Annotated in this window: 14 protein-coding genes; 11 read left to right on the top strand and 3 right to left on the bottom strand. The window is 66.9% G+C overall.

What is annotated here, in order from left to right; genetic code table 11:
- Positions 1-9 precede the first annotated feature (9 nt).
- A complete protein-coding gene (locus TEF_15740) occupies positions 10-1,986 on the bottom strand; it encodes a hypothetical protein (GenBank protein ANK83538.1) in 1,977 nt (658 codons plus the stop codon).
- 1,599 nt (positions 1,987-3,585) lie between these two features.
- On the opposite strand from TEF_15740, the gene TEF_15735 reads away from it, so the two are divergent.
- From TEF_15735 to TEF_15720, 4 genes are all read left to right on the top strand, one after another.
- Positions 3,586-4,491, top strand: a complete 906-nt coding sequence (locus TEF_15735; protein ANK82079.1) for an antirepressor — start codon at positions 3,586-3,588, stop codon at positions 4,489-4,491.
- Complete coding sequence (locus tag TEF_15730) at positions 4,488-4,691, top strand: hypothetical protein (GenBank protein ANK82078.1); 204 nt, start codon at positions 4,488-4,490, stop codon at positions 4,689-4,691. The genes TEF_15735 and TEF_15730 overlap by 4 nt, the downstream gene beginning before the upstream one ends.
- Before the next feature lie 14 nt (positions 4,692-4,705).
- The gene (locus TEF_15725) at positions 4,706-5,128 is read left to right on the top strand and encodes a single-stranded DNA endonuclease (GenBank protein ID ANK82077.1); all 423 of its coding nucleotides are present in this window, start codon (positions 4,706-4,708) and stop codon (positions 5,126-5,128) included.
- 71 nt (positions 5,129-5,199) lie between these two features.
- On the top strand, positions 5,200-6,939 hold the full coding sequence (locus TEF_15720; GenBank protein ID ANK83537.1) for a chromosome partitioning protein ParB: 1,740 nt from the start codon (positions 5,200-5,202) through the stop codon (positions 6,937-6,939).
- 440 nt (positions 6,940-7,379) lie between these two features.
- Here TEF_15720 and TEF_15715 read toward each other — a convergent pair whose 3' ends face one another.
- Positions 7,380-8,354, bottom strand: a complete 975-nt coding sequence (locus tag TEF_15715) for a cation diffusion facilitator family transporter (GenBank protein ANK82076.1) — start codon at positions 8,352-8,354, stop codon at positions 7,380-7,382.
- 733 nt (positions 8,355-9,087) lie between these two features.
- Between TEF_15715 and TEF_15710 the strand changes: the two genes are divergently transcribed.
- From TEF_15710 to TEF_15680, 7 genes are all read left to right on the top strand, one after another.
- A complete protein-coding gene (locus TEF_15710) occupies positions 9,088-9,420 on the top strand; it encodes a hypothetical protein (protein ANK82075.1) in 333 nt (110 codons plus the stop codon).
- A 179-nt stretch (positions 9,421-9,599) separates the two neighbouring features.
- Positions 9,600-9,830 (top strand): hypothetical protein, encoded by a 231-nt coding sequence (locus TEF_15705; protein ID ANK82074.1) that lies wholly within the window; start codon positions 9,600-9,602, stop codon positions 9,828-9,830.
- Positions 9,823-10,386 (top strand): hypothetical protein, encoded by a 564-nt coding sequence (locus tag TEF_15700; GenBank protein ID ANK82073.1) that lies wholly within the window; start codon positions 9,823-9,825, stop codon positions 10,384-10,386. The genes TEF_15705 and TEF_15700 overlap by 8 nt, the downstream gene beginning before the upstream one ends.
- The gene (locus TEF_15695; protein ID ANK82072.1) at positions 10,374-11,024 is read left to right on the top strand and encodes a lytic transglycosylase; all 651 of its coding nucleotides are present in this window, start codon (positions 10,374-10,376) and stop codon (positions 11,022-11,024) included. Before TEF_15700 ends, TEF_15695 begins: the two co-directional genes overlap by 13 nt.
- A gap of 254 nt (positions 11,025-11,278) precedes the next feature.
- Positions 11,279-11,641, top strand: coding sequence for a hypothetical protein (locus tag TEF_15690; protein ID ANK82071.1), 363 nt, complete (start codon positions 11,279-11,281; stop codon positions 11,639-11,641).
- A 355-nt stretch (positions 11,642-11,996) separates the two neighbouring features.
- Complete coding sequence (locus TEF_15685) at positions 11,997-13,976, top strand: conjugal transfer protein TraI (protein ANK82070.1); 1,980 nt, start codon at positions 11,997-11,999, stop codon at positions 13,974-13,976.
- 275 nt (positions 13,977-14,251) lie between these two features.
- A complete protein-coding gene (locus tag TEF_15680; protein ID ANK83536.1) occupies positions 14,252-15,436 on the top strand; it encodes a hypothetical protein in 1,185 nt (394 codons plus the stop codon).
- 298 nt (positions 15,437-15,734) lie between these two features.
- Here the strand turns inward: TEF_15680 and TEF_15675 are convergent, their stop codons facing one another.
- Entirely contained in the window at positions 15,735-16,349 is a 615-nt protein-coding gene (locus tag TEF_15675) for a hypothetical protein (protein ANK82069.1), read from the bottom strand.
- Positions 16,350-16,596 lie beyond the last annotated feature (247 nt).

The following is a 16,596-nucleotide window of genomic DNA, read 5'->3' as shown; positions in this document are numbered from 1 at the left end:
CCACCCCACTCACTCGGCTTGCGCGACGACGTTGGCGACAACCACGGTCCGGAACATGCCGGTGTCCATGTGGTAGAGCAGGTGGCAGTGGAACGCCCACTGGCCCAAAGCGTCCGCCGTCACGTCGGCGTAGACCGTCTGCCCTGGCGGCACGTTAACGGTGTGCTTGCGGGGGTTATTGGCACCGTTGCCGTTCTCGATCTCCATCCACATGCCGTGCAGATGCATGGGATGGTTCATCATGGTCTCGTTGACGAACTTGATGCGCACGCGCTCGCCGTGGCGGAGCTTGATCGGCTCCGCTTTGGAGAACTTCTTGTCGTTGATCGACCAGAAGTACCGCTCCATGTTGCCGGTGAGGCGGACCAGGATCTCCCGTTCCGGCGGTCGCGTATCGTAATTGGGCACGACGGCCCGGAGGTCGGCGTAGCTGAGAATCTTTGGCGAGCCGTCATCCATCGCCATCCCGCCGTGGGCTGCGCCGGCCGGCGCGGTTTCGCCCCTGGGGGGCATTTGATGCCCGACATGTTCCGGGCCACTCCGGCCCGCGGCAGTGGCTATGCCGTGGCCTTCTTGCTCCATCGGCTGTGCGGCCGGTTGCCCGGCCGACCCATGGCCCATCGCCGAATGGCCCATCGCTGTGGCGCCGCCGCCCGCCGGTGCTTCCTGCATGGCGCCGTGCTGCATCGGCATGGTCATGCCGCTGTGGTCTCCGGCGCCGGCGGCGCTGTGCGGCGCCGTCGAGCCCTGGGGCTGGTCCGAGGCAGTGTCGCCTGCGGGCCACGTCTTCTGCGTGCCGGGCTTATGCTGCATGCCGCCCATGCTGCCGTGGTCCATCGCCGGCATCGCACCTGGCGGTTCGTGCCCCGCACCGTGGGCGCCGCCCGGCTGCTGGTCCTGGGCCGGCATGTCGTGCTGCATGCCGCTCATGCCGCCGTGCGCCGCTCCCATGTCGGCCATCGTGAGGATCTGGCGCGGCCGCATCGTCGGGATCTCGGCCGCCATGCCCTCGCGCGGTGCCAGTGTGGCGCGGGCGTAACCGCTGCGGTCGATGCTCTCGGCGAAGACCGTGTAGGCGCGGTGTTTCTTGGGCTCGACGATCACGTCGTAGGTCTCGGCGACGGCGATGCGGAACTTGTCAACCGTCACCGGTGCCACGTCCTGGCCGTCGGCCTGGACGACCTGCATGCGCAGCCCAGGAATGCGCACGTCGAAGAAGCTCATCGCCGAGCCGTTGATGAAGCGCAACCGCACCCGTTCGCCCGGCTTGAACAGCGCCGTCCAGTTGGCGGCCGGCGGCTGGCCGTTGACGAGGAAGGTGTAGCCGCTCACGTCCGCGATGTCGGTCGGGTCCATCCGCATCGCACCCCAGTCGAGGCGGTCGCGGACCGTGACGTCCCAGCCCTTGTCCCCGACGTCGCGGAAGAAGTCGAAGACTGTGCGCTTGTTCCAATTGTAGTAGTCGCTCTGCTTCTTGAGGTTGGAGAGCACCCGGTGCGGGTCCTCGTCCGTCCAGTCCGAGAGCATGACCACGTATTCGCGGTCGTAGCGGTACGGCGCCGGCTCCGCGGGATCGATCACGAGCGGGCCGTAGACGCCCGACTGCTCCTGCAAGCCGGAATGGCTGTGGTACCAGTATGTGCCGCTCTGCTTGACGGGGAAGCGGTAGGTGAAGGTCTCGCCGGGCGCGATCCCGTCGAAGCTCAGGATGGGCACGCCGTCCATGTTCGCCGGGAGAAGTATCCCGTGCCAGTGGATGGACGTGAGCTCGGAGAGCCGGTTGGTGACCCGGATCGTCACCTCCTCGCCCTCGCGCATGCGCAGGACGGGGCCGGGGATCGATCCGTTGACGGTCATGGCCGGCCGCTCCCGGCCGGTGACGTTGACGGTCTTTTCCTCGATGACGAGGTCGTACTCGCCGGCGAGCGCCGGGCCCGCGACGGCCAACGCTGCCAGCGTTGACACCAGAATGCCTTTGAGGCGCATTTTCATCCTCTCCGCTCCCCGTCCTGCTGCCCTCGGGCTCATGCCCACGGTCTGCGCAACGGAAGATACGTGTCTGTTCCAGCCGGCCTTACGGCCGTGAGGTTTCAAAAGAGGCTTCTGTCCAGCCGCGGCCGGATGCCTTGCGGCCTCGCTAGCGCCGCATCACGACGTGCGTCATGGCACGCGGCGTGGCCGCGTCGACAGAAACGGGATCAGACGGTGGATCGGGGGACGGGAGGATCGCGGTCCAAGGCGACGGAGCGCAGATCTCTATCGGCGCCAGCGGGCCGAAACCGCTCATAGCGGTTTGAGTGAATCAGGGCGAAAGAGCTTCCAGGCCCTGCAAACGAGGGCCCACACGACGGGGTAATACAATGACCGGAGCCGGCGTGCTCGCCGTGGGAATGGTCGCTCGGTGGCGCTGGCGCTGGCGCGCCCAGAGTATCCGTGGTGGTGACGGAAGCCGGCATCGCATGATGCGGCGAGGCATGGGCAGGACTCTGGGCCAATAAAAGCCCTACAACGACTAAGAGTGCTGTCAGCAAACGCCACATTCTATTTTGCAATACCGTAACAGCCAACAAACGGCGACTCACTCGCAGCACACCAAGGCGTTGCCTATCTAGGGGCCGACATCGTGCCGGTCAAGACGCATCGGCCTTCGTCACGAAAGTTTTATCCGCCATGGCTCGCACAGGCGCACATTTTCCTACAGATAGCACCACGTGCTTAACGGAGGATTAAGCTGATTTCATGACGCCGCCGGATTGCGTGGATCGACGCGCCGCGTATCTGCAACGTCGATCGTGCCGAGCGCTGCCGACGGATCAGCGTGCAGGTTACGTGGAGCAGCGCGACGAGTCGTGGCGATAACCGTCTTGCACCCAGGCGAACTCGAATCCGCACCCCCTCTGTGTGGTCAACCTGTGGCAGTCCACCGGGCCCACGGGCGTTTTTCCCGTCGCTGCGAGGTAACATCAGCGCCACAAGGCAGAGTCATCGACCACAATGGGGGAAGGGCCTGCTGACGCAGAGGCGCCTCCATCATTCCGTTTAGACAGACAGCCGCAACGTCGTCGGCGCCGATGGCCTCCAACTCGTGTGCGTAAGCTGGCACCGCACTCGATGGAAGCCACTGCTCCTGCTGCGGCAAAAGAGGGCTGACTGCTCCCTTATATCCTCGTCCCGGATGTGACGGGCGCCCGCCCGGCCTGCGGCCGGCCGCCGGGCTCTCGTGAACCGAGCCCGCGTTCGTCGGGCGATCAGTCCACCGGACTGATCGCGTTTCCTCCTCACCGGTCTCGGCCCTTCGGGCTTCGATCCCTGGCGCGATAGGCAGCCCTGCGGGCTGCCCGACGGCCGCCGCCCTCGCGGGCGGTGAAGTTCTTTCTATTGCCTTTCCCGGTGGCGCGGGGTGGGCGGCGCTCCCTTCTAGGCCCGCCGCGGCGCGCCGCAACCCTCCGCTCCGCTCCGGGTCCTCCACTCCGTTCCGGCCCTCCGGGTGCGGCCCGCCCCTTTGGCGGGCCTTTCCGGTCGCATCTCGCCGCCCACCCCGCTTCCGGGGAAAGGCGCGCGAGTTTTTGCGAGCGGAGGTGTGCCATGCCGGAGCGCAAGCGGGAGACGATCTATCAGGAGGTCACCGACCGGATTATTGCCGAGTTGGAGGCCGGGCGGGTGCCCTGGGTCCAGCCTTGGGGCAAGGCCAAGGCCGGGATCGGGCTGCCCCGGAACGCGGCGACCGAGCGCGCCTATTCCGGGATCAACATCCTGATCCTGTGGGGCGCGGTCATCGAGAAGGGATACCCCGCCCAGCATTGGCTGACCTTCCGCCAAGCCCTTGCCTTGGGCGGGCATGTGCGCAAGGGCGAGCGCGGCACCACCGTCGTCTATGCCGACCGCTTCATCCCCAAGGACGAGCAGAAGCGCGCAGCGGAGGAAGGCGACGAGCCGCAGGCGGTGCCCTTCCTCAAGCGTTTCACCGTGTTCAACGTCGCGCAGTGCGACGGCCTGCCCGAGCGGGTTCTTGGCGGGGCGGAACCGCTGCCCGAACGCGAGACCGTCCCGGAGGCCGAGGCACTCATTGCCGCGACCGGCGCGGACTTTCGGATCGGCGGCGAGCGCGCCTTCTACGTGCCGAGCGCGGACTTCATACAGGTGCCGCCGCAGCCCGCTTTCTTCGAGCAGATCAACTACTACCGGACCTGTTTTCACGAGCTTGGGCACTGGACGGGACACGCGTCCCGGCTCGCCCGCGACCTGTCCGGTTCGTTCGGCTGCAAGAGCTACGCCCGCGAAGAACTGGTCGCCGAGATGGCGTCCGCGTTCGTGTGCGCCAGCCTCAGTATCACGCCCACCGTGCGCCACGCCGATTACATCGGGTCCTGGCTCGAGGTCTTGCGCGAGGACAATCGCGCCATCTTCCGCGCCGCGAGCCTCGCCTCCAAGGCCGCCGATTACCTGCTGGCCTTCCGCGAGACGGCCGGCGCGGAGGGAGCGGCGGCATGAGCGCGCCCGCTGCCGTGCCGCTCGCCAGCGAGCCGACGCCCGAGGGCGAGCAGACCCTCGTGCCCGGCGTCCGCCCGATCAGCCAGCGCGAACGCATCGAGGCGCGGATGGTCGCGCCGCTCACCCCGCGCGTCCCGCAGAAGCCGCTGAACGTCGGCCTGTTCGACGAAGACGCGCGCAACCAGCTCGACCTGTTCTGACCCGGAGGTCCGCCATGATCCTGATCCCCGACGACATCCGCGACCGTCTTCTCGCCAACGGTGCTACCGAGCGCGAGACCGATCACGTGCCGGTCGTGAAGCTGTTCGAGCCGACCGGCGCGGCCACATGGCTGATCACCGAGATGATGCCGGACGAGCCCGACATCCTGTTCGGGCTCTGTGACCTCGGCTTCGGCTGCCCCGAGCTTGGCTATGTGAGCCTCGCCGAGCTTGAGAGCGTCAAGGGACCGCTCGGTCTCGGCATCGAGCGCGACCTCCATTTCGAACCCCGCTTCCCGCTCTCGGTATTTGCCGAGGCGGCGCGGATCGCGGGCCGCATCACCGAGGCCGAGCGCGCACTGGCGCAGGCCGCCGCCGCGCTCCGCACCCGCAACCCCGAAATTCCACCCGATGGGGCGGGACCGACGCGCCGATAGGCGGCGCACGGCCCCGCCCGTGGCTTGCGCTTCCGGTGGGGCCGCTGACCCAAGAGCCAAGGAGAGTGACCATGCAACTGCAACACATCCCGATCGACAAACTGGACGTCTCCGCGTTCAACATGCGGAACGCCAAGCGCGCGCCGGACGTCTCCGACATCCTGCCGAGCGTCCGCGCGCGCGGCATCCTGCAGCCGCTGCTGGTGCGGCCCAACGGCGAGGACGAGCGCTTCGAGATCGTCGCCGGGCGGCGGCGCTACTTCGCCGCCAAGGCGGTCGCCGAGGAAGGCGGCGGGGTCGAGCCCGTGCCCTGCGCCGTGATGGAGCCGGGCGACGACGCGGGCGCGCTCGAGGCCTCGTTGATCGAGAACGCCGCCCGGCTCGACCCCGACGAGATGAGCCAGTACGAGACCTTCGTGCGGCTCTCCAAGGAAGGGAAGTCGGTCGCGGAGATCGCCGAGACCTTCGGCATCACCGAGATCATGGTGAAGCGCCGCCTCGCCCTCGGTAACCTCTTGCCGAGGATCAGGACGGCCTACCGCAGGGGCGAGATCGACGCCGAGACGGTGCGCCATCTCACCCTGGCCTCGACGGCACAGCAGAAGGACTGGCTCGCCCTGTTCGCCGATCCCGAGCAGTACGCGCCGCGCGGCTTCCAGTTGAAGCAGTGGCTGTTCGGCGGCCAGTCGATCCCCACCTCCGTCGCCCTGTTCCCGGTCGAGGACTATCCCGGCCAGATCGTCGCCGACCTGTTCGGCGAGGATGCCTACTTCGCCGACGCGGACCTGTTCTGGCAGAAGCAGAACGAGGCCATCGCGGCGAAGCGGGACGAGTATCTCGAAGCCGGATGGGCCGAGGTCGTGGTGCTGGAGCCCGGCCAGTACTTCCATAGCTGGGAGCACGAGAAGACCCCGAAGAAGAAGGGCGGCAAGGTGTTCATCGCCGTCTCCCACCGGGGCGAGGTCGAACTCCACGAGGGCTGGCTCGGCCGCAAGGAGGCCCGCCGCGCGGCGCGGAAGGCCGCGTCGGCGGACGCGGACGGCGAGGCGACCGAGGTCGCACCCGCCGCGCGGCCCGAGGTCACCAAGGCGATGCAAAACTACCTCGACCTGCACCGCCAAGCCGTGGTCCGCCTCGCGCTTGTGGCCCATCCGGGCGTGGCGTTGCGGCTCATGGTGGCGCACGCCGTGGCATCCTCCGGCCACTGGCAGGTGAAGCCCGAGCCGCAGCAGGCGCGCAGCGACGCCATCGCCGAGAGCGTGGCAACCAGTTCGGCGCAGCAGGCCTTCGACGCAGAGCGGCAGGCAGTGCTGGCCTTGCTGGAACGGCCCGACTATCACCACTCCGTCACGCAGCCGGGCTACGACGCCTATCCCACGGCCGTGGTGTTCGCGAAGCTGCTGGGGCTCTCCGACGAGGACGTGCTGCGCATCGCCGCCTGCGTCATGGCCGAGACGATTGAGGCGGGCAGCGCCGTGGTCGAGGCGGTCGGCAACCACTTGGGCGTGGACGCGGGGCAGCATTGGCAGCCCGATGACGCCTTCTTCGATATGATCCGCGACAAGGCCGTACTCAACGCCATGCTTGCCGAGGTCGCGGGCAAGCGGTGTGCCGACTCCAACATCGCGGAGAAGGCCAAGACGCAGAAGAAGATCGTCCGTGACTGCCTCGACGGGGCGAACGGCCGTGCCAAGGTCGAGGGCTGGCTGCCCGGCTGGCTGGCCTTCCCGGTGCGGACCTGCACCGAGAACGGCACGCTCGCCACCGTCGACGAATGGGCGCGGGTGCGGTCCCTGTTCGATGGCGCGTGATCCGTCGCGGGCGGCGGCCTGACGGCCGCCGCCCGCTTTTCGGCCGACTCGTGGTTGGCTGGCCGAGAGCGCAAGTTGTTGGCACCGGTTGATTCGCGTCTGGTGACGGCCGATCCTCCGGCGCGAAATGGTGAGCGAAGGCGACGACTCCGATCATGCGATCACGGACATCCGGCCGGGTGTCGCGGCGATGACTTATGATCCTGACGGGCGGACGCTTCTTCACCGGCGGCGTCCAGCGCCGGTCGGACGAGGCCACCGAGTGGGGCTGGTTCGCGCCCGACGCACTGCCGGAGCCGCTGTTGCCTTATGCGCGAGTCTGGCTTGTCGATGCTGCGTCCGACACCGGTTCCGGCCCCGTGATCCGCTGATGGTTTTTGCCGACGCAATCGGACGTTGGCAAAGCCACGATGCGCCGCCTGCCGATCGTCGGCACGCCCTCAGGCCGCGACGGTTTCCTGGCACCGATGGACCTCGATGGTCAAATGCACGATGCCGAGTTCGTTGGGCAGCAGCGCCCGGTAGTGCTCCGGCTCCCGTGGCTCATGCGTGACGATGCTGAGCGCGGCGGCATAGATTCCCGGTCCGACCGACCAGATATGCAGGTCGGCGAGTCGGTTGTCGGCGTCGCCCTCGATGGCCTGGCGCACGTTTCGGCGAACAGGCTCTTCGGCTCGGTGGTCGAGCAGCACGCCGCTGGTATCGCGCAGCAGATGCCAGGCCCACCGTGCGACGAGCACGGCGCCGACCAGTCCCATGAAGGGATCGAGCCAGACGGCGCCGAAGTATTTCCCAGCCAGCAGGGCGACGATGGCCAGGACGGACGTCAGGGCGTCCGCGAGCACATGAAGATAGGCCGAGCGCAGGTTGTGGTCGTGCCGGTGATGATGGTGATGCGTGTGCTGATGCTTATGTCCATGGTGATGGTGGCTGTTATCGGCACGGGGAGCGCCTGACTCGCGGCCCGTCAGCAGCATGGCGCTGACGCCATTAACGAGGAGCCCGATCACCGCCACGGCCAGTGCCCAATCGAAAACTATCGGGACCGGATTCAGGAACCGCGCGCCGCTCTCCCAGGCCATGATCACTGCGAAGCCGGCAAGGATGATGGCGCTCGTATACGCCCCGAGCGCGTTGACCTTGCCGGTGCCGAAGGTGAATCGGGCGTCGCCGGCGTGCCGCCGCGCGTACCCATAGGTGAAGACGCTCAGCCCGAGCGCCACCGCGTGGGAGCCCATGTGCATGCCGTCGGCGAGCAGTGCCATCGAGCCGAAGGCCCACCCCGCGACGATCTCGGCAACCATCGTCACGATGGTCAGGACTGTGACGATCAGTGTGGGACGCTCGCCTTTGCGCCGCCGATCCTGTCCAAAGGTGTGATCGTGCGTCCAGGGCTCGACCGTGTCGGTATGCATTCCACTTCTCCACGGGCACGGGCCAAACACGGATACTCAAGCCGCTCCCGAAAAACTTTCGGCATGGTTCTGTTGAACCAGACGGTCACCCGGGGATCAAGCTCCCGGTGACCAACGGCCCGTCGCGCTGACGCCCGGGGGATCGCCGTGCGATAGCTGACAAACCGCGTTGGCGGCGCCGGCAAGACGGGTCTTGCACCCGGCTCGGCGCACCGAAGCTCGTTGGCTGGGCGTTTCCCGGTCCCCGTTCTGGCGGCGGGTGACGGGAGATTGCCTTCGGTCCGCCCCACCCGCTTGCCTCCGGGGCGGCTGCCCGGGCAGCCCGAATGCCGGGCCGGGTGGCGTGTTGCCTGCGTTCCTGTGCGGCTTGTATGAGCGGACGCGAGGGTTGTGCGTGGTCGAAGCGGCGCCCACGTTCGCCGTCCACGCTTGATCAAACCGGCTGCCTCGGGTCGTGATCCTCCGTCGTTGCAACCGCCCATGCGCCTGCTCCGGCTGGTGGACCTATGGCGGTCCCCGTCGCGGCGAAACCGGCTGCGGCGACTATTTTCCCCGCCCGCCTACGCGGTGCTCCGGCGGGCTTCCTCGCGGCCGCTGCGCTCCAAAATAGCCGCCTCCACCGGTCCTCCGCTGGCGCTCCGGCCCTCCGGGTGCGCCGGTCCGGCGCCCGCCATGGACGGTCCGCCGTGAGCAGGGCGATGGGCGCCCTGCACGATCAAAGGAGGATCAGAACATGGCAGCCATCGGATACGTCAACCGCCAGGCGGACGGCTCCTACAAGGGCTTCATCAACACCCTCAGCATCCGCCGCAGCGTCGTGCTCCTGCCGAACCGCGACAAGGACGCCGACAACCAGCCGGACTTCCGGGTCTTCACCGACGACCGCGAGCGGGTCGAGCTCGGCGCCGCCTGGAAGCGGGTGGGCCAGAACTCGGGCAACAGCTATGTCTCGCTGAGCCTGGCCGCCCCGGAGTTCGGGCCGCGCAAGCTCTACGCCAACCTCGGCCGCGCCGCCGGGCAGGACGATCCCGACACCTTCGCGATCATCTGGAACCCGGTCGACTGACGGCCGCCGCCTTGGCCCCGCGCCCTGCCGGGCGCGGGGCCTTTCGCCTGTCCCGGAAAGGGAGGCGAATTCCCCGACGGCCATTTTCGCCCGTCCCGGACCGCCTCCTCGCGCGCCCATCCTCGCCGTCATCGGCGCGACCCCGCCGGTCGCGCGCTTCAAGCGACGAGGTGACGACAATGAGCGATGACGAACACGAACGCGCCGCCCGCGCGAAGAAGGGCAGCCCCTTCCTCAACACCGCCCAAGCCGCCCACTATGTTGGCCTGTCGGGCCGGACGCTCGAGAAGATGCGCGTGACCGGCAGCGGGCCGAAGTACCGTAAACACGGGCGCTACGTCCGCTACCACATCGACGACCTCGACGCGTGGTCCGACTCCCGGTCCAAGGGATCGACCTCCGATGCGTGAGGACCGGCTCCTGCTGTCCGGCGCTCTGCGGCCGACGCGGCGCCGGCGCGGGCGTCGCCGCCCGCGCGTCCCGCTCGCCCTCGCGGGCCTCGGGCTCGCCGCCCTCGGCTTCGCAACACTCGCCGCGCCGGCGCCGCGCCTGGTCTGGAATGCCAGCGCCAGCGCGCCCGTGGGGCTCTACTGGGTCAGCCGCACGGTTCCGGCACGCGACGATCTGGTGCTCGCCACCTTGCCGCCCGACGCCCGCAGGCTTGCGGCCGACCGTGGCTATCTGCCGGTCGGGACACCCCTGGTGAAGCGTCTCGTGGCGGTTGCGGACGACGTCGTCTGCGCCGTCGGCGATGCCGTCTTCGTCAACGGCACGTATGTCGCCACGCGTCGCAATCGCGACTCCTTCGGCCGTGCGCTGCCGCGCTGGACCGGCTGTCGCACGCTCGCCGCCGACGAACTGTTCCTGCTGATGGCCGGTGTCTCCGGCTCGTTCGACGGCCGGTACTTCGGGCCGGTACGGCGCGCCAGGGTCATCGGGAGGCTCGTGCCGCTATGGACCGGGTGACCGTCCTGGCGCTGGGCGCGGTTGCCCTTGCGACTTTTGCCTGCTCGTCCTCCGTCGTCGCTGAACCGGCCCCCGTCGAGCAGCGGCTCGACCGCTGGGAGCCGTTCATCGCCGAGGCCTCCGCCCGGTTCGCCGTCCCGAAGACTTGGATACGCGCGGTTATCGCGGCCGAGAGCGCGGGGCGAATTATGCTCGACGGCCGTCCGATCACTTCGTCCGCCGGCGCCATGGGGCTCATGCAGGTGATGCCGGGGACCTATGAAGAGATGCGTCGGCGACATGGTCTTGGTGGCGATCCGCACGACCCACGCGACAACATCTTGGCCGGGACCGCCTATCTCTGCACCCTTTACGAGCGCTTCGGGTTCCCCGGCCTCTTCGCCGCCTACAATGCCGGGCCCGGTCGCTACCAAGAGCATCTGACCGACGGGCGACCGCTGCCGCGCGAGACCCGTGCCTACCTCGCGCGGCTCGATCCGTCGCGTCTGGCAACAGAGGCCGCAGGGGCCGCGGAAACGGATCGGCGTCTCTTCTTCCCTCTGCGCGCGACGGTGACGGACGGTCGCGAGTCGTCGTCGACGGTGGCCACGGACAGCCTGTTCGTGCCCTTGCGTACCGTGCCGGGCGAGGACCGATGAACCGCGACGGCGCGGCCGGTGCCCTGTCGGAGAGAGAGGACCTCGTCTCGGTTGTCCCAGCGTACCAGCCAGGACGAAGCGCCCGTCAAGGATGCGCGGTCCCCCCAAAATGCTCCACTGCGCTGGCGCTCCGCTCCGCATTTCGGCTCCCCCGCGCCCCGCTTCGCGGCGCCTCCGGCGTCCTTGACAGCCGCTTCGCCGGCCGATGGCGGGAGCTGTCCTCGATGAGGAGGACAGCAACCACGGAGGTTCCGATGACCACACTTCACACGCATCCGCACGCCGCGTTCGACCGCTTCCCGCAGCTCCGCCGCGACCTGATCGCCGAGTTCGGAACGGACGGAATCGACGCCGCTATCGAGCTATTTATCGCCGCCGAGCGCGCCGATTTCCACTGGGACGGACGCATCGCGGAGATGAATCTCGGCGCCTGGGAGAGCCTCGACGACGAGAACGAGATGTTCGAGCGGGTGACGATTCTCGGCTACTTCCGCGCCCGCTACTACGTCGCGACGTGTCTCGTCGATGGCGACCGAGACGTCCATTGGATGCTCGGTCTGCGCCATTTCGAGTGCTTTGAGAGCGCCGAACAGGCGTTCCTGGCGAGTGGCGGATGATGCCACCGGCCACCCTGGGAGCGATACCGTCAGGTGCCGCTCCCGACTTCCTTGTGTGGTGATCCTGGCCGGCGCGCGACCGGTCGCCCGAGTCAAGGTCCGGTCAGAGATCGCAGGTGATCGTAGGAGGGACGGCAGGTGGCTCAGAAGCCCGGTAGGGCAAGATAAAAGGATGGCGCCATGAGACGCCTATGTCGTTGGCTGCACATCGTTTTCCCTGGCGCCATGCCCGTCCAGGATGGCGCCAGTGCGGGAGTAAGTCCTTGGTCTGCCGCGATCTTCATGGCGCCGGCTTGCGGCTTCGGCTGGCCGCCGTCTACTCGTGGATCACGATGCAACATGACCGGCGGCGATCATGAAGGATGACGACTTCACGCCGAGGCTCGGCCGGATCCGCAGCCGCGGCAGCAAGCGCGGGCGTCGCTACCTGCACCAGGTGCTGCGGTCGATGGCGCTTGCCGGCGGCCGGTCGTTGCCGAGCCGCGGTACCTTCCAGGGCAACCGCATCGGTCGTGGGTCCGGCGTCGGCCGGGTGCTCGCCGCCCGCGACCGCTATGCCGCCTACCGGGCGCGCCGGGTGATCGTGAAGTCGCGCATCGTGAAGCTGACGGGGCAGGGGCGGAAGGCGGCCCAGCTCCATCTGCGCTACATCCAGCGCGACGGTGTCACCCGCGAGGGGTTGCCCGGCGATCTGTACGACGCCGAGTCCGATCGTGCCGACGGCCGGGCGTTCCTCGAGCGCGGCGAGGGCGACCGGCACCAGTTCCGCTTCATCGTCTCGGCCGAGGACGCCGCCGAGTACGACGAGCTGAAAGGGTTCACCCGTCGGCTAATGCGACAGATGGAGGACGACCTCGGCACCCGGCTCGATTGGGTGGCGGTCGACCACTACAACACCGGCCATCCCCACACCCATGTCGTGCTGCGCGGCCGCGACGACCAGGGGAAGGATCTCGTCATCGCCCGCGACTACCTCGCCAGGGGGATGCGCGAGCGGGCGGCAGAGATCGTTGAGCTGGATCTCGGGCCGCGCTCCGATCTGGAGATCGAGCACCGCCTGCGCTGGGAGGTGGAGCAGGAGCGCTTTACCAGCCTCGACCGCGGCCTGCTGGGCGACATCGGCGAGGACGGGCTTGTCCGGTCTGGCACCGCGGCCGGCGACGCCTTCCGCCAGACGCTGCGCGCCGGCCGGCTGCACAAGCTCCATCGCCTCGGACTCGCCGAGGAGATAGAGCCGGGCCGGTGGCGGCTGGCCGACGACCTGGAGCCGGTGCTGCGCCGGATGGGCGAGCGCGGCGACATCATCAAGACCATGCACCGTGAGATGACCCGCGAGGGTCGGGACAGGGCGACCTCGGAGTACGCCATCTACGACCCGGCCGACACAGAGGCGCGGCGACTGGTCGGCCGCGTCGTCGCGCGCGGTCTCTCCGACGAGATCAACGACCGCCACTACCTGATCGTAGACGGTGTCGACGGCCGCGCCCATTACGTCGATATCGGCAGGGCCGACACGACCGAGCCGTTGCCGGACGGTGCGATCATTGCGATCGCACCGAAGCGGGCCGCGCCGAGAGACGTCGACCGAACCATCGCCGAGATCGCCGCCGCGAACGACGGGCAGTACAGCGTTGACATCCACCTGCGGCACGACCCCACGGCCACGGCCGCGTTCGCCGAGACCCACGTGCGACGGCTCGAGGCGATGCGGCGGCGGGACATCGGCGTCGACCGCCAGCCGGATGGCACCTGGACGATCGCGCCTGATCATTTGGATCGGGCGGCGGCGTACGAACGAAGCCGGGCACGGGCGAGCCCGGTCATCGTCGCGATGCTGTCCGCGGTGGCGCTCGACCGGCAGGTCGGCGCCGACGGCGCGACCTGGCTCGACCGGGAGCTGCTCGCCGACACGCCGACCAGCCTCCGCGACGCGGGCTTCGGGCGCCAGGTACGCCAGGCGCTCGACCGGCGCCGGCAGTGGTTAATTGAGCAGGAGCTTGCCCGCCAGGAGCAGGACCGGATCGTCTACCGTGCCAACATGCTCGGTCTCCTGCGCCGACGCGACCTGACGCGGGTCGCGGACCAGCTCTCCGGCGAACTTGGCCTGCAATACGCTGAAAGCGAGCCCGGCAAGCGGATCGAGGGCGTCTACCGCCGGCGGCTGGACCTCGTCAGCGGCCGGTTTGCCGTGATTGAGAAGTCGCGCGAATTCACGCTGGTGCCATGGCGGCCGGTACTGGAGCGCAACCTCGGGAAGCAAGTGTCCGGTACGCTGCGCGGCGACACGATCTCCTGGTCGCTTGGGCGCAAGCGGCGCGGTCCGGGCATCTCGTAGGATTGCGATCAGGCTCGTAGGCGTGCCCGCTGTCGACCCCGAAGCAGCCCTCCGAACCTGGCGTGGCCGCGCATGCTCGTGTCTCATAGCGGCTGTCCGAGAACGTCCAGTGCGGAGCAGCCATCCAGGCGTTATACCGACCATCCTACTCCTATTGCCCGATCTATCAGTAAGTGACCGGTTGCGTTCGTCGGAAGTTTGACCACTCCATAGCCGTAGTGTTAGCTCCCTTCTCGGAGAAAAGGGCGATGGCAGACGAGGCGAAACCAAGAAGAATCAAGCGGCGGCGCGGTAACACCCTCGAGCGGTGGGAGGTCGAGATCGTCAAGGGGATGATTCATCGCGGGGGCGGCTTCACGAACGATCAGGACATTCTGGCCTACTTCACCCGCCCGACCCGCTCCATTAACCACCGACTCATAGGAGAGATCAGGGCGAGGAAGAAGCACAAGAGCGTCAAGCCTGCTTCCGACGAAGCCCTCGACGAGTTCCTGTCGACTTGGCCCGATGTCGACCCCGGAACAGGCTTGAGCGCCCGAGGCGACGAACTCCTGATCAAGGCCCGAGAAGCTATGATCGCCGCAGTCCACACCTTTAACTCCGCCGGACTGATGTTCCGCGCCGAACTCTTCATCACGACCGCCATCGTCGCCTGGACCTACTTGCTTCACGCCTACTACAAGCGCGAGGGCATCCCCTACAAATACAAGGGCAAGCAGACGGCCCACGGCGCCGACCGCTACTGGGATCTGAGCCAGTGCATCAGCACGGGCAAGTGCCCGCTCTCCGAGGGAGCGAAGACGAACCTTCGCTTTCTCATCGAGCTACGGAACGAGATTGAGCACCAGTCGACCAGCCGCATCGATGATGCGGTTGGCGCTGAGCTCCAGTCATGTGCCCTGAACTTCAACGATGCACTGAAGGGGTTCTTCGGGAAGCAGTTCGGTCTTGAGAAGCGACTGCCGATCGCTCTCCAGTTCGTGTCGTTTGGGCCTGACCAGCGGAGCAGCTTGAAGACGGCGTCCTCACTGCCCCTGCATGTCTCGTCCTTCATCAGCGCGTTTGAGCATGGACTGTCCGACGACCAAGTTAAGGACCCGGCCTTCCGCCTCAAGGTCGCTTTCGTGCCCGTCGCCGCGAAGAAGGCTGCCGGCTCTGATGTCGCGGTTGTTACCGTGAAGCCTGGCAGTGATACGGCACAAGAGGTCGGCGAGGTGATCTTCAAGGAGGTGAACCGGGCGCGGTTCATCAGGAAGGACGTGCTCGCGGCAGTCAAGGAGGCTGGTTTCCCGAAATTCGGCCCCGGGGACCACACGAAGCTCATGCAGGAACTCGACGCAAAGAACCCAGCGAAGGGATACGGTTGCCAGGGCGATTACAAGAACACGTGGGTCTGGTATGACCGCTGGATCGAGCGGGTTCTGGAGCACTGCCGGCAGGAAGGGGCTCGCTACCGGTGACTTCGGAAACTCGCAGAACGGCTGTGGGTGATCACCACGAGAGAGCGTTCGCCTTGAATTGATGTCCCAGCCCTGACGAACGGATTGCTCAGCCAGGATCGGGCAATTCTCTGGCAACGGCAGAGCTGGTAATCGGTCCTTACGAGCATTGAGGCGGAGCGCAGCGAAAGCCCGAAATCCACCCATTTCCGACAATCTTCCCAACACAAGGAACGACCTCTTTCAGGCAAGCGTTGGGCTTTCTAGCTCCGCGTAAGGCAAAACTCTTCATCGTTTGCAGCCGCTGAGGAGGTATTAATCAGCTACCTTTTGCTGCTTCGACAGCAATAGTTTCCCGAGAGCGCTCCTGGAGGGCCGGGTCAGCGAGGATCAAGGTTGCGATAGGCCTTCGTACGCCGGCGCTGACCGGGTTCGGCCGAAATTCAAGATAAGCGTTCTTGCGGCTGTAAAAGGCCCCCGTGTCGCCCCACACCCATTCCCGTTCGCTCCTCTGGTTCGGCGCACCGTAGTCATTGAGGAGCTTGGCTTCCAGTGTCGGTATGTCGGGGCCACCAGGCAGTACATCGTATACGATCTTGATCGCCCGCGGACCTTCTGGCGTTGGTGCGAACGTGACTTGAGCCTCGGCCGCTTCACCTCGCGCCCGAACCATCCGTACACCTGCGTAGTCCCGCCCTGGGATCAGCTTGCTCTGCGCCTGCATGATCGCTTGCTCGAAGGACGGACCACGGACGACATTCTGAGTGATGAGACCACTCTTGGTCGCGGCTGCTTGGATCTTCTCCACGGTCGCTCCAAGCCTGAACCCACTTACCTGGTACGCGCTCGAATCTGCGGCTGAGGCCTGCGTGGCATCCGCAGCCACGACAGCGGTCCAGATGATGAGACCGAGAAGGGCTGATCGCGCCTTCATTCACCAGCTCCCTAAATGCAAATCTTGCCTACCGAATCCCTCTTCCGCGGCAACCGTCTGCCGTCTTCGAACTCGGATGTCGTTTAGGTGAGGATTTTACCCCGTCCTCGAATTCAGTTCCACGTTTCGCTCGGCCAGCTACGCTCTTATTACCCCTACTTGGCAAGCGCCGAAGAGAGCGTAGATCAGCGTAAATAAATGCGATTTTCGATTCCGCCGGTCTGAGGAATCTCTTGGGGCGTGACGC

The sequence above is a fragment of the Rhizobiales bacterium NRL2 genome (assembly GCA_001664005.1).
In the GTDB taxonomy this organism is placed as follows: domain Bacteria; phylum Pseudomonadota; class Alphaproteobacteria; order Minwuiales; family Minwuiaceae; genus Minwuia.
This window is presented reverse-complemented; position numbering and strand designations above follow the sequence as displayed.

What these genes read in the sequence shown, in the direction of transcription:
- TEF_15740 (ANK83538.1), bottom strand. Translation starts at nt 1,986, where the DNA reads ATGCGCCTCAAAGGCATTCTGGTGTCAACGCTGGCAGCGTTGGCCGTC.
- TEF_15705 (ANK82074.1), top strand. Translation starts at nt 9,600, where the DNA reads ATGAGCGATGACGAACACGAACGCGCCGCCCGCGCGAAGAAGGGCAGC.
- TEF_15695 (ANK82072.1), top strand. Translation starts at nt 10,374, where the DNA reads ATGGACCGGGTGACCGTCCTGGCGCTGGGCGCGGTTGCCCTTGCGACT.
- TEF_15675 (ANK82069.1), bottom strand. Translation starts at nt 16,349, where the DNA reads ATGAAGGCGCGATCAGCCCTTCTCGGTCTCATCATCTGGACCGCTGTC.
- TEF_15685 (ANK82070.1), top strand. Translation starts at nt 11,997, where the DNA reads ATGAAGGATGACGACTTCACGCCGAGGCTCGGCCGGATCCGCAGCCGC.
- TEF_15690 (ANK82071.1), top strand. Translation starts at nt 11,279, where the DNA reads ATGACCACACTTCACACGCATCCGCACGCCGCGTTCGACCGCTTCCCG.
- TEF_15735 (ANK82079.1), top strand. Translation starts at nt 3,586, where the DNA reads ATGCCGGAGCGCAAGCGGGAGACGATCTATCAGGAGGTCACCGACCGG.
- TEF_15720 (ANK83537.1), top strand. Translation starts at nt 5,200, where the DNA reads ATGCAACTGCAACACATCCCGATCGACAAACTGGACGTCTCCGCGTTC.
- TEF_15710 (ANK82075.1), top strand. Translation starts at nt 9,088, where the DNA reads ATGGCAGCCATCGGATACGTCAACCGCCAGGCGGACGGCTCCTACAAG.
- TEF_15730 (ANK82078.1), top strand. Translation starts at nt 4,488, where the DNA reads ATGAGCGCGCCCGCTGCCGTGCCGCTCGCCAGCGAGCCGACGCCCGAG.
- TEF_15700 (ANK82073.1), top strand. Translation starts at nt 9,823, where the DNA reads ATGCGTGAGGACCGGCTCCTGCTGTCCGGCGCTCTGCGGCCGACGCGG.
- TEF_15715 (ANK82076.1), bottom strand. Translation starts at nt 8,354, where the DNA reads ATGCATACCGACACGGTCGAGCCCTGGACGCACGATCACACCTTTGGA.
- TEF_15725 (ANK82077.1), top strand. Translation starts at nt 4,706, where the DNA reads ATGATCCTGATCCCCGACGACATCCGCGACCGTCTTCTCGCCAACGGT.